The 12,944-nt window shown below is 67.5% G+C and carries 10 protein-coding genes; 7 read left to right on the top strand and 3 right to left on the bottom strand.

From position 1 onward, the window contains the following. The first annotated feature begins 93 nt into the window (after positions 1-93). From ilvC to ACHMXE_RS29265, 5 genes are all read left to right on the top strand, one after another. The gene (ilvC, locus tag ACHMXE_RS29285; RefSeq protein ID WP_057592485.1) at positions 94-1,110 is read left to right on the top strand and encodes a ketol-acid reductoisomerase; all 1,017 of its coding nucleotides are present in this window, start codon (positions 94-96) and stop codon (positions 1,108-1,110) included. 181 nt (positions 1,111-1,291) lie between these two features. After that, positions 1,292-2,116: a CDP-diacylglycerol--serine O-phosphatidyltransferase gene (gene pssA, locus ACHMXE_RS29280; protein WP_057592484.1), complete on the top strand. Its 825-nt coding sequence runs from the start codon at positions 1,292-1,294 to the stop codon at positions 2,114-2,116. 224 nt (positions 2,117-2,340) lie between these two features. Then, positions 2,341-4,047: a 2-isopropylmalate synthase gene (gene leuA, locus ACHMXE_RS29275; protein ID WP_296798309.1), complete on the top strand. Its 1,707-nt coding sequence runs from the start codon at positions 2,341-2,343 to the stop codon at positions 4,045-4,047. Positions 4,048-4,097: 50 nt separating this feature from the next. Next, positions 4,098-5,636: a 2-isopropylmalate synthase gene (locus tag ACHMXE_RS29270; protein ID WP_203205670.1), complete on the top strand. Its 1,539-nt coding sequence runs from the start codon at positions 4,098-4,100 to the stop codon at positions 5,634-5,636. A gap of 191 nt (positions 5,637-5,827) precedes the next feature. Further along, complete coding sequence (locus ACHMXE_RS29265) at positions 5,828-6,928, top strand: serine hydrolase (RefSeq protein WP_395347675.1); 1,101 nt, start codon at positions 5,828-5,830, stop codon at positions 6,926-6,928. 91 nt (positions 6,929-7,019) lie between these two features. Here the strand turns inward: ACHMXE_RS29265 and ACHMXE_RS29260 are convergent, their stop codons facing one another. From ACHMXE_RS29260 to aat, 3 genes are read right to left on the bottom strand one after another with little or no spacing between them, the layout of a single operon-like run. After that, on the bottom strand, positions 7,020-7,871 hold the full coding sequence (locus tag ACHMXE_RS29260; RefSeq protein WP_395347673.1) for an IclR family transcriptional regulator: 852 nt from the start codon (positions 7,869-7,871) through the stop codon (positions 7,020-7,022). Positions 7,872-7,901: 30 nt separating this feature from the next. Then, positions 7,902-8,651 (bottom strand): arginyltransferase, encoded by a 750-nt coding sequence (locus ACHMXE_RS29255; RefSeq protein WP_203205672.1) that lies wholly within the window; start codon positions 8,649-8,651, stop codon positions 7,902-7,904. After that, the gene (aat, locus tag ACHMXE_RS29250) at positions 8,648-9,403 is read right to left on the bottom strand and encodes a leucyl/phenylalanyl-tRNA--protein transferase (RefSeq protein WP_395347672.1); all 756 of its coding nucleotides are present in this window, start codon (positions 9,401-9,403) and stop codon (positions 8,648-8,650) included. The genes ACHMXE_RS29255 and aat overlap by 4 nt, the downstream gene beginning before the upstream one ends. Positions 9,404-9,639: 236 nt before the next feature. Between aat and ACHMXE_RS29245 the strand changes: the two genes are divergently transcribed. Both ACHMXE_RS29245 and ACHMXE_RS29240 read left to right on the top strand, forming a co-directional pair. Then, positions 9,640-11,970 (top strand): xanthine dehydrogenase family protein molybdopterin-binding subunit, encoded by a 2,331-nt coding sequence (locus tag ACHMXE_RS29245; protein WP_209540616.1) that lies wholly within the window; start codon positions 9,640-9,642, stop codon positions 11,968-11,970. A gap of 37 nt (positions 11,971-12,007) precedes the next feature. Continuing rightward, positions 12,008-12,919, top strand: a complete 912-nt coding sequence (locus ACHMXE_RS29240; protein ID WP_395347671.1) for a helix-turn-helix transcriptional regulator — start codon at positions 12,008-12,010, stop codon at positions 12,917-12,919. Positions 12,920-12,944 lie beyond the last annotated feature (25 nt).

Genomic DNA, 12,944 nt, shown 5'->3' with positions numbered 1-12,944 from the left:
CTCCGCGCGAGCGGGGACTGCATTGAGCCCTTCGACAGGCTCAGGACGAACGGCACAACACACTGCAACTCGCATATCTATCTGGAGAACATCATGAAGGTTTATTACGACAAGGACGCGGACCTGAGCCTGATCAAGGGCAAGACGGTGGCCATCATCGGCTACGGCTCGCAAGGCCACGCGCACGCGCAGAACCTGAACGACAGCGGCGTGAAGGTCGTGGTCGGCCTGCGCAAGGGCGGTGCCTCGTGGGACAAGGTCGGCAAGGCCGGCCTGCAGGTCGCCGAAGTGGCCGATGCCGTGAAGTCCGCCGATGTCGTCATGATCCTGCTGCCCGACGAGCAGATCGCCAACGTCTACAAGAACGACGTCGCGCCCAACATCAAGGAAGGCGCTTCGCTGGTCTTCGCGCACGGCTTCAACGTGCACTACGGCTTCGTGCAGCCGCGCGCCGACCTCGACGTGTGGATGGTCGCTCCCAAGGCCCCGGGCCACACCGTGCGCAGCACCTACACCCAAGGCGGCGGCGTGCCCCACCTCGTGGCCGTGCACCAGGACAAGACCGGCAAGGCGCGTGACCTCGCGCTGAGCTACGCCACCGCCAACGGCGGCGGCAAGGCCGGCATCATCGAGACCAACTTCCGCGAAGAAACCGAGACCGACCTGTTCGGCGAACAAGCGGTTCTGTGCGGCGGCACGGTCGAACTGATCAAGGCCGGTTTCGAAACGCTGGTGGAAGCCGGCTACGCGCCCGAAATGGCGTACTTCGAATGCCTGCACGAACTCAAGCTGATCGTCGACCTGATCTATGAAGGCGGCATCGCCAACATGAACTACTCGATCTCGAACAACGCCGAATACGGCGAGTACGTCACCGGCCCGCGCATCGTGACCGACGAGACCAAGAAGGTCATGAAGCAAGTGCTGCGCGACATCCAGACCGGCGAATACGCCAAGAGCTTTGTGCTCGAAGCCGCCGCCGGCCAGCCCGCGCTGATCAGCCGCCGTCGCCTCAATGCGGAGCATCAGATCGAAGTCGTCGGCGAAAAGCTGCGCGCGATGATGCCCTGGATCAAGAAGAACAAGCTGGTCGACCAGACCCGCAACTGATCTTCCGGCGAGCAGGGCGCTCCGGCGCCCGATTCCCAAGGGCCACCCTCGCGGTGGCCCTTTTGCTTGGAGGGCCGGGCGTGCCCCTGAACTACACTCCCTGGGATGCGATCCAGTGACCGAATTGCTATCGAAGAGATAGCTGAACCGACAATGCCCATGAGGGACGGAGACCAATCCAATGCATGACGACACCGTCCCCGACGAGGTCCAGCCGCGCAAGCGGCGAAAGGGCATCTACGTCCTGCCGAACCTCTTCACCCTGGCCGCGCTGTTCGGCGGCTTCTATTCGGTCGTGATGGCGATGAACGCGCGCTTCGACCTCGCCGCGCTGGGCGTCTTCGCGGCCATGGTGCTCGACAGCCTCGACGGCCGCGTGGCGCGCATGACCAATACGCAGAGCGCGTTCGGCGAGCAGATGGACTCGCTGTCCGACATGGTCTCGTTCGGCGCCGCGCCCGCGCTGATCGCCTACGAGTGGTCGCTCAAGGGCCTGGGCCGCTGGGGCTGGATCGCGGCCTTCGTCTACTGCGCCTGCGCGGCGCTGCGGCTCGCGCGCTTCAACGTCAACACCGGCGTGGTCGACAAGCGCTGGTTCCAGGGCCTGCCGTCGCCCGCGGCTGCGGCGCTGGTGGCCGGCTTCATCTGGCTCATGACCGAGTGGGGCAAGCGCGGCGGCGAGGTGCTGTACCTCTCGTGGACCCAGATCACCTGGATCACCTTCGCGTTCACGCTCTATGCGGGCCTCACGATGGTGACCAACGCGCCGTTCTACAGCTTCAAGGACGTGCAGATGAAGAAGAGCGTGCCCTTCGCCGTGATCGTGCTGATCGCGCTCGGCATCGCGGTCATCAACATCCATCCGCCGACGGTGCTGTTCGGCCTTTTCGTGGTCTACGGCCTGAGCGGCTACGTGGTCTATGCATGGCGCAAGGCCAAGGGTCAGCAGACCAGCGTGATCAGCACCTCGACCGAGGAACCCGACGAGCGCGGTTTGCACAACTGAGACAGGCATCGGGACACAGTCTTCACAAAGACTCGATGCCTGTGCTAAATTCGCAACCCTCATGACGAAGATGATTTCGCTGCTGTCCCTACTAGCTCTCCCTCACGGGCGGAGACGGTAGCGCACGCGCAAATCCATCACCACGGCCCGTTCGCACCAGCAACGGGCCGTTTTGTTTTTGGGGTTGCTGGTTGATCACCAACCATCACAGCAGAGAAATCGACATGTTGAAGCAACCTCAAGCCAAATACCGTGCCTTCGCGCCCATCGGTCTCAAGGACCGCACCTGGCCCGATGCCGTGCTGACCAAGGCGCCGATCTGGCTGTCGACCGATCTGCGTGACGGCAACCAGGCCCTGGTCGAGCCGATGGACATCACGCGCAAGATGCGCATGTTCGAGACCCTCGTGGCCATCGGCTTCAAGGAGATCGAGGTCGGCTTCCCCTCCGCGTCGCAGGTCGAGTTCGACTTCGTGCGCAAGCTCATCGAGGAAGACCGCATTCCCGACGACGTGACGATCCAGGTGCTGACGCAGGCGCGCGACCACCTGATCGCCCGCACCTTCGAAGCCTTGCAAGGCGCTCCGCGCGCCATCGTCCATCTGTACAACGCCGTGGCGCCCGTGATGCGTCGCGTGGTGCTCGGCATGGACGAGGACGGCATCGTCGAACTCGCCGCCACGCATGCGCGCATGTTCAACGAGATGGCCGCGAAGCAGCCGAACACGCGCTGGACCTTCCAGTACTCGCCCGAGATGTTCTCGGGCACCGACCTCGCGTTCTCCAAGCGCGTGGTCGACGCGGTCACCGCGGTCTGGGCGCCGACGCCCGAGCGCAAGTGCATCGTCAACCTGCCGTCGACGGTCGAGCACTCCACGCCGAACATCTTTGCCGACATGATCGAGTGGATGCACCGCAACCTCGAGCGTCGCGACGCGATCGTGCTGTCGGTGCACCCGCACAACGACCGCGGCACCGGCACCGCCGCCGGCGAGTTCGCGTTGATGGCCGGTGCCGACCGCATCGAAGGCTGCCTGTTCGGCAACGGCGAGCGCACCGGCAACCTCGACCTCGTCAACGTGGCGCTCAACCTCTACACGCAGGGCGTCTCGCCCGAACTGGACTTCTCGAACATCGACGAGATCCGGGCCACGGTCGAGCACTGCAACCAGATCCCTGTGCATCCGCGCCACCCGTACGTGGGCGACCTGGTCTACACCTCGTTCTCGGGCTCGCACCAGGACGCGATCAAGAAGGCCTTCTCGGCGCGCAAGGACGGCGACATCTGGGACATGCCCTACCTCCCGATCGACCCGAAGGACGTGGGCCGCAGCTACGAGGCCGTGATCCGCGTCAACAGCCAGTCGGGCAAGGGCGGCATCGCCTACCTGCTCGAGAGCGAGTACGGCATCGAGATGCCGCGCCGCCTGCAGATGGAATTCAGCCAGACGGTGCAGCGCGTGATGGACGTCGCGGGCAAGGAACTCACGGCCGCGGACCTCTGGCAGCTCTTCGTGCGCGAGTACGGCATCGAGTCGGTGCAGGCGCTCCAGCACCGCGTCTTGCAGGAGGAAGGCAAGGACGGCGCCAACGCCTCGGTGCTTCTGCGCGGCGACCTGGCCTGGAACGGCGAGACCGTGGCCATCGAGGGCCGCGGCAACGGTCCCATCGATGCCTTCACGCACGCGCTGAGCGCCGCGACGGGCCATGCGGTGCGCGTCATCGACTACCACCAGCATGCGATCGGCGCCGGTGCCGATGCCAAGGCCGTGGCCTACCTGGAGCTGCGCGTGGACGAGTCGCGCACCCTGTTCGGCGTGGGCATCGACGAGGACACCATCGCCGCGTCGCTGAAGGCGATCGTCTCGGGCGTGGAGCGCGCCAGGGGCAATGGCGCGCACAGCGCACAATCGGAGACCGCGACCGTCTGAACCCCATCCCGCCCGATGCGCCAGGTGGCCAGAAACGAAGGAGAACCACGATGACCGACCAACTCATAATTTTCGACACCACCTTGCGCGACGGCGAACAGTCGCCCGGCGCCTCGATGACGCGCGACGAGAAGTTGCGCATCGCCAAGCAGCTCGAGCGGCTGCGGGTCGACGTCATCGAGGCCGGCTTCCCGGCCAGCTCGAACGGCGACTTCGAGGCGGTCAAGGCGATCGCCAACGCGATCAAGGATTCGACGGTGTGCGGCCTCTCGCGCGCCAACGACCGCGACATCGCGCGCGCCGCCGAGGCGCTCAAGGGCGCAGCGCGTGGCCGCATCCACACCTTCATCGCGACCTCGCCGCTGCACATGGAGAAGAAGCTGCGCATGTCGCCCGACGAGGTGCATGAACAGGCCCGGCTCGCGGTGCGCTTCGCGCGCAACCAGGTGGCCGACGTGGAGTTCAGCCCCGAGGACGGCTACCGCAGCGATCCCGACTTCCTGTGCCGCGTGCTCGAGACCGTGATCGCCGAGGGCGCGACCACGATCAACGTGCCCGACACCGTGGGCTACGCGATCCCCGAGCTCTACGGCAACTTCATCAAGACGCTGCGCGAGCGCATTCCCAACAGCGACAAGGCGATCTGGTCGGTGCATTGCCACAACGACCTCGGCATGGCGGTGGCGAACTCGCTGGCGGGCGTGAAGATCGGCGGCGCGCGCCAGGTCGAGTGCACCATCAACGGCCTCGGCGAGCGCGCGGGCAACTGCTCGCTCGAAGAGGTGGTGATGGCCGTGAAGACCCGCAAGGATTACTTCGGGCTCTCGCTGAACATCGACACCCAGCACATCGTGGCCGCGAGCCGCATGGTCAGCCAGACCACCGGCTTCGTGGTGCAGCCCAACAAGGCGGTGGTGGGTGCCAATGCCTTCGCCCACGCCTCGGGCATCCACCAGGACGGCGTGCTGAAGGCGCGCGACACCTACGAGATCATGCGTGCCGAGGACGTGGGCTGGAGCGCCAACAAGATCGTGCTGGGCAAGCTCAGCGGGCGCAACGCCTTCAAGCAGCGGCTGCAGGAACTCGGCGTGACCATGGAGAGCGAGGGCGAGATCAATGCCGCCTTCCTGCGCTTCAAGGAGCTGGCCGACCGCAAGTCCGAAATTTTCGACGAGGACATCCTCGCGCTTGTCAGCGCGGAGGAGGGTGCGAACGTTGGCGAACAGTTTGCTTTCGTTTCTCTCGCTCAGCACAGCGAAACCGGCGAACGCCCCCAGGCGAAGGTCGTCTTCACCGTCCATGGCAAGGAAGTCACGGGCGAGTCGGATGGCAATGGCCCGGTCGATGCTTCCCTCAAGGCCATCGAGTCGCACGTCAAGAGCGGCGCCGAGATGGTGCTTTACTCGGTCAATGCCATCAGTGGCTCGACGGAAAGCCAGGGAGAAGTTACAGTCCGGTTACAAAACGCGGGACGGGTGGTCAACGGCGTTGGGGCGGATCCCGACATCGTTGTGGCGTCGGCAAAGGCTTATTTGAGTGCGCTCAACAAGTTACAGAGCCAAGCTGAGAGAGTGGCGGCACAAGGTTAGGTTTTCGGGCGATCCTTGGTATTCGAATGAAGAAAAGGATGCAAGTAGCTGATATTGCGTGCCTTTTTTGATTTCGATACACTGCGGTTCTTATTCCTGCCGCTGGAGATTTTGTACATGCCCGAAGCCCGTCTCCACCGCGTTTCAAGCCTTCGCACTCTCGCCGTCGCGTTCTGCGCGACGGCTTTTTGTTGTCCGGCGCCCAGGCCGCCAAAAAAGAGAAGGCCGCCCCCGCCAAGACGGCGGCCGTCTCGAAGAAAGCCCGCGGCGCCGCGCCGGTCGAGGTGAAGCGCAATGCCGCGTCGTCGAAGGTCGCCAAGCGTGGCGGCCGCGAAGACAAAGCCGACAAGGTGGTCCGTGGTGGCCGCAACGTGGTGGCCACCCTGCAGAAGAAAAACGGCAAGACCGTTGTGGCCGTGCAGCGCCGCTCGGTGGTCCGTGTCGAGGCGCCGCCGCGCCAGTCCTTCGGCCAGATGGCCGGCCTGCACACCACAGACGACGCGCTCGAACTCAAGTCGAGCGTCGCGCTGGTGGTCGACCAGGACACGCACGAGGTGCTGTTCAGCAAGAACGACCACGCCGTGCTGCCGATCGCCTCGCTCACCAAGCTCATGACCGGCCTGCTGATCAGCGAGGCCAAGCTGCCGAACGAAGAGCTCATCACCATCACCCAGGACGACGTCGACACCGAGAAGCGCAGCAGCTCGCGCCTGACGGTCGGCACCACGCTCACGCGCGGCGAACTGCTGCACCTGGCGCTGATGTCGAGCGAGAACCGAGCCGCCCACGCGCTGGGCCGCACCTATCCCGGTGGCCTCAGCACCTTCGTGAGCATCATGAACGCCAAGGCGCGCATGCTCGGCATGAAGGACACGCGCTACGTCGAGCCCACCGGCCTGTCGAGCCGCAACCAGTCGAGCGCGCAGGACCTGGCGCTGCTGGTGAATGCCGCCTACGCCGACGCCACCGTGCGTTCGCTGTCCACCTCGCCCGAGTACCAGGTCGAGGTCGGCCGCCGCACCTTGCAGTTCAACACCACCAACCGCCTCGTGAGGAGCCCGGACTGGGACATCGGCGTGCAGAAGACCGGCTACATCTCCGAAGCCGGCCAGTGCCTGGTGATGCAGGCCCGGGTCGCGGGCCGCAAGCTGATCATGGTGTTCCTCGATTCGGCCGGCAAGTTCAGCCGCATCGCCGATGCCGAACGCGTGCGCCGCTGGGTCGAGGCCACGCACGCCGTGCCGGGTTCACCGGCCGCTTCGCGCAACGTTGCGTACCAGGTCGCGGGCTGATTGGGCCCGCCCCAAAGACGAAAGCCGGCGGTCGCCGGCTTTTTTCATGGTGCTGGGGTTTTTGGGGGACCCAGGAAGGTGCCCAGGCGCCTCAGGGTGCGGGGGTGGAGGCTCCGCCTGCCGGCGACACCGGCGCGGCGGCCACGGCCCCGGCAGCGGGCGCCACGCCCTGCTTGAAGCCCAGCGCCTCCGAGATCTCGTTCGCGGTCGCCTGCAGCTTGGGCAGCCAGCCTTCGTCGAGCCGGTCGGCCGGCGCCGAGATCGACAGCCCCGCGACCAGCTTGGCCTGGTCGTCGTAGATGCCCGCGGCCATGCAGCGCACGCCCAGCTCCAACTCCTCGTTGTCGCGTGCGATGCCGTACTGGCGCGCCTTCGACAGCTCGCGCTCGAGCGCCGGCAGCTGCGTGATGCTGTTGCGCGTGTGGCCCGCGAGCCCGGTGCGCGTGGCGTAGCTGCGCACGCGCTGCGGATCGTCCGCGGCCAGGAACAGCTTGCCGGTGGAAGTGAGGTGCAGCGCGGCGCGGCCGCCGATGGCGCGCACCACCTGCATGCCCGAACGCTCGCTGTAGGAGCGCTCGATGTACACGATCTCGTCGCCCTGGCGCATGCTGAGGTTGACCGGCTGCTGCGTGAGCTTGTGCAGCTCGCGCATCGGGCCCAGCGCGGCGTCGCGCACGTTGAGCCGGCCCTTGACCAGGTTGCCGAGCTCCAGCAGGCGCATGCCGAGCCGGTAGCTGCCGGCCTCGGGGCGGTCGACGAACCGGCCGACCGCGAGGTCGTTGAGGATGCGGTGGGTGGTGGAGGGATGAAGCCCCGTCTTTTCGCTGATTTCCTTGAGGGAAATCGCTTCTTCGCGCGAGGCCAGCACGTCGATCAGCGCGAACATGCGTTCGATGACCTGGATGACGGGGGTGGCCGGAATGTCGGAATGGTTTTTTCTCATGGCGCTGTGCGGTGAAGACCGGGCGCCATTTTATCTTGTGAAATCGCTGGCGCGCTGCCACCGGCCATCGATCAGCAATTCGTGGGGTGCGAAGCGCGCCTTGTAGTTCATCTTCGGGCTGTGCTCGATCCAGTAGCCCAGGTAGACGTGGGGCAGGCCGAGCTTGCGCGCCTGCTCGATCTGCCAGAGCACGCTGTAGGTGCCGTAGGCCATGCCGTCCTCGGGCTCGTAGAAGGTGTAGACGGCCGAGATGCCGTCGTTGAGCACGTCGAGGATCGACACCATCTTGAGCGCGCCCGCGCTGCCGTCGGGCAGGGTCTCGCGGAACTCGACCAGCCGCGAGTTCACGCGGCTCTGCAGCAGGAACTGGGTGTACTGGTCGATGCTGTCGTGGTCCATGCCGCCGCCGGCGTGGCGGCCGTTCTGGTAGCGCAGGTAGAGCTGGTAGTGCTCGGGCACGAAGCACAGCTTGAGCACGCGGGCCTGCAGGTCGGCATGTTGCTTGACCGCGCGGCGCTGGCTGCGCGAGGCCTTGAAGGCATTGGCCAGCACCCGCAGCGGCACGCAGGCGCGGCAGCCGTCGCAGTAGGGGCGGTAGGTGAACATGCCGCTGCGCCGGAAGCCGCTGAGCACCAGGTCCGAGTACGCGTCGTTGTGGATCAGGTGGCTGGGGGTGGCCACCTGCGAGCGGGCCTGGCGGTCCGGCAGGTAGCTGCAGGGATAGGGCGCGGTCGCGTAGAACTGCAGCGTGTGGAGCGGGAGATCCTTGAGGTGCGTCACGTCGGGTGAGAAGGTCGCGCAGACAGGAGTTCGGACCAGTATACGGGCTCGAAACGCCACGTGGGCCCCGGCGCTTCCCGGGCCCGGGCCACGTGTTCGACGAAGCGTTCGCGCGGCATTTCCTGCGCGCCCAGGCTCGCGAGGTGGGCCGTGTTCTGCTGGCAGTCGATCATTCGCACGCCGAAGCGCCGGCACAGGCACACCAGCGCGGCCAGCGCGGTCTTCGAGGCGTCGGGGCGGCGCGTGAACATCGACTCGCCGAACACGGCGCCGCCGATCGCCACGCAGTAGAGGCCGCCGGCCAGCTCGCCGTCGATCCAGGTCTCGACGCTGTGGGCATGGCCGGCCCGGTGCAAGTCGGTATAGGCGGCGACCATGTCGGGCACGATCCAGGTGCCCGACTGGCCCGGTCGGGCCGAGCCGGAGCAGGCCCGGATGACGGCGGCGAAGTCGTGGTCGATGCGGATCTCGCAGCCCGGCGCCTGCGCGAAACGCGCCAGCGTCTTGCGCAGCGAGCGATGGAGCCGGAAATCTTCCACCTGCAGCACCATGCGCGGATCGGGGCTCCACCACAGGATCGGCTGGTCCTCGCTGAACCAGGGGAAGACGCAGCGGCCATAGGCGCGCAAGAGAGTATCGACGTCGAGCGAGCCGCCGGCAGCCAGCAGCCCGGGCACGGGGTCGGCGATCCCCCACGCCGTCGAGGGGTCGGGCAGGGCATCGCCGGGTTCGAGCCAGGGCAGTTGTCGCATGGCCGTAGGTATACACGGCTTGCGGGGCGCATCTTCGTATCGAGGGCGAAAACCCGACGCCGGTCGCGCCACGGGTCGCTCGAGCACGCCCTTTTCTGGTGCCCTCCCAATGCACTCGTCCAAAGGCGCACACGTTTGCTCCAGCTCACATATAGTGCGGAGCTTCCTTCGAAGAAGCACCCCATGACGGCCCCGCGCGCCAGCGTTGTGCGCGGGCCCGGTACAAGAGGACCACGTTGACCACAGACCCCAACCCCATGCGTTTCGGCAGCGGCCAGGCCGTGCGCCGGCTCGAAGACCAGAGTCTTCTCTCAGGTGCCGGCCGCTACACGGACGATGTGTCCCTGCCGAGCCAGTCCCACCTGGTCTTCCTGCGCTCCCCGTACCCCCACGCGCGCATCGCCGCCATCGACACCTCGGCGGCGCTCGCGCTGCCCGGCGTGCTCGCCGTGATCACCGGTGCCGACCTGGCCGCGGCCGGCGTCAAGCCGATGCCCGGCGCCGCCGGTTTCAAGCGCGCCGACGGCAGCGACAGCGCCAGCCCCGCGCGCCGTGCGATCGCGCACGAACGCGTGCGCTTCGTCGGCGAGGCCGTCGCCGTGGTGGTGGCCGACACCGTGCAGCAGGCGCGCGACGCGGCCGAAGCCGTGATGGTCGAGTACGAGGAGCTGCCGATGGTGGTCGACCTCGCGGCCGCCACCGCCGACGGCGCGCCGCAGCTGTGCGACGAGGCCGGCGGCAACATCGCGGCCGAGATGCGCCACGGCAGCAGCGAGGCCGCCACGGCCGCTTTCGCCAAGGCCGCCCATGTGGTGGCGCTCGACGTGGTCAACCAGCGCGTGGTGGCGCTGACCATCGAGCCGCGCTCGGTGCTCGCCGCGCCCGACGCCGACACCGGCCGCCTCACGATCCGCATGAGCACCCAGATGCCCTCGGGCGTGCGCGACTCGATCTGCGCCGCCATCGGCCTGGCCAAGGACAAGGTCCGCGTGGTGGTCGGCGACGTCGGCGGCGGCTTCGGCATGAAGACCGGCGCCTATCCCGAGGACATCGCGGTGGCCTTCGCGGCGCTGCAGGTGAAGCGCCCCGTGAAGTGGGTGGCCGACCGCAGCGAGGAATTCCTCTCGAGCGCCCACGGCCGCGACATCGAGGCGAAGGCCGAGCTCGCGCTCGACGCCGACGGCCGCATCCTCGCGCTGCGCATCAAGACGCTGGCCAACGTCGGCGCGTACGCCACCGGCACCGGCGTCGCGATCCAGCTGCTGATCGGCCCCTGGGTGCAGACCAGCGTCTACGACATCCAGACCATCGACTTCCATTTCAAGGCGGTGCTCACCAACACCGCGCCCACCGGCGCCTACCGCGGCGCCGGCCGGCCCGAGGCGATCTTCACCATCGAGCGGCTGATGGACGAGGCCGCGCGCCAGACCGGCATCGACCGCATCCAGCTGCGCCGGCGCAACTTCATCCGCCCCGAGCAGATGCCGTACAAGAACCCGATGGCGCAGACCTACGACACCGGCAAGTTCGAGTCGGTGATGGACCAGGCGCTGGGCCTGGCCGACTGGAACGGCTTCGAGGGCCGCGCCGCCGAATCGGCGCGCAACGGCCGCCACCGCGGCCTGGGCATCGCCACCTTCCTCGAATGGACCGGCGGCAACGTGTTCGAGGAGCGCGTCACCGTCTCGGTGCAGGCCGACGGCGTGATCGAGGTGTTCTCGGCCGTCAACGCCATGGGGCAGGGCATCGCCACCTCGCTGGCGCAGCTCGCGGTCGACGCCTTCGGCGTGCCGATCGAGAAGGTGCGCGTGGTGCTCGGCGACACCGACCGCGGCGACGGCTTCGGCAGCGCGGGTTCGCGTTCGCTGTTCACCGGCGGCTCGGCGGTGCGCATCGGCGCCGAACGCACCATCGACAAGGCACGCGAACTCGCGGCCCAGGAATTCGAGGTCGCGATCGACGACGTGACCTACAGCCGCGGCGCGTTCGCCGTGATCGGCACCGACCTCGAGCTCGACCTGTTCACGCTCGCGGGCAAGCAGCCCGAGCGCGAGATCTTCGTCGACTCCACCAGCACCGTGGCCGGCCCGACCTGGCCCAACGGCTGCCACATCTGCGAGATCGAGATCGATCCGCCCACCGGCGAGATCAGCGTGGTGGCCTACAGCTCGGTCAACGACGTGGGCCGCGTGGTCAACCCGATGATCGTGCGCGGCCAGCTCGAGGGCGGCGCGGTGCAGGGCATCGGCCAGGCGCTCTACGAGCAGGTGGTGTACGACCACGAGACCGGCCAGCCCGTCACCGGCAGCCTGATGGACTACGCGGCGCCGCGCGCCGACATCGTCAGCACCATGTTCCACATGGAGATGGACGAGTCGACGCCCTGCAAGAACAACCCGCTGGGCGTCAAGGGCGTGGGCGAGCTGGGCACCATCGGCGCCACGCCGGCCATCGTCAACGCCGTGGCCGACGCCTTCGCGCGCAACGGCCATGCCGCCCGCGCGCCGCGCCTGCACATGCCGCTGAGCCCCTCGCGCGTGTGGCAGGCGATGCAGACGATCGACTGAGGACCCGCCGCGCGGCCGGTACTGCGGGAGAACCACCATGATCGTGGTCACCGAACTGCAGACCGAGCCGATCCGGGTCTCGAGCTACCGCTGCGACGCGGGGCCCGGTGCCCCGCCCTTCGCCGAGATGCACGAGGGCCACTCGGTCTCGTACGTGCGCAAGGGCAGCTTCGGCTATCGCACGCGCGGCCATGCCTACGAACTTGTGGCCGGCTCGGTGCTCGTCGGCGCGCCGGGCGACGAATACGTCTGTACCCACGACCACCACCTCTGCGGCGACGAGTGCCTGGCCTTCCACCTCTCGCCGGGCTTCGTCGAGCTGATCGGCGGCGGGCGCGGTACCTGGCAGGCCGGCGGCCTGCCGCCGCTGCCCGGGCTGATGGTGCTCGGCGAGCTCGCGCAGGCCGCGGTCGAGGGCCGCAGCGACCTCGGCGTCGACGAGGTCGGCATGCGCTTCGCCTATCGCTTCGTCGATCTGGTAGAGGGGCGCGAGGCGCCGCGGCCCGACGCCGCCTCCGCGCGCGACCGGCGCCGCGCCGTCGATGCCGCGATGTGGATCGCCGAGGGTTCGCACGAGGACATCGGCCTCGAACAGGCCGCGGCCGAGGCCGGGCTCAGCGCCTTCCATTTCCTGCGCCTGTTCTCCCAGGTGCTGGGCGTGACGCCGCACCAGTACCTCGTTCGCTCGCGCCTGCGCCACGCGGCGCGCCTGCTCGCCGACGGCGACCGGCCCGTGACCGAGATCGCGCTCGACGTGGGCTTTGCCGACCTCAGCAATTTCGTGCGCACCTTCCGGCGCGCCGCCGGCGTCTCGCCGGGCGACTTCCGCCGGGCCGCGCGCGGCGACCGCAAGATTCTCCAAGACCGCCTCGCGGCCTTGCTCGACGATGAGCGCCTGATCCATTCATCGACCAGGAAGCCGTCGCCATGCACCACGCCATCGAACTGACAGCCCCGGCCCGCGCGGGTCGCCA

The sequence above is a fragment of the Variovorax sp. UC122_21 genome, assembly GCF_044056785.1.
In the GTDB taxonomy this organism is placed as follows: domain Bacteria; phylum Pseudomonadota; class Gammaproteobacteria; order Burkholderiales; family Burkholderiaceae_C; genus Variovorax.
Note: the sequence above shows the minus strand (reverse complement) of the source record. Positions and strands in the feature narration are given on the sequence as shown.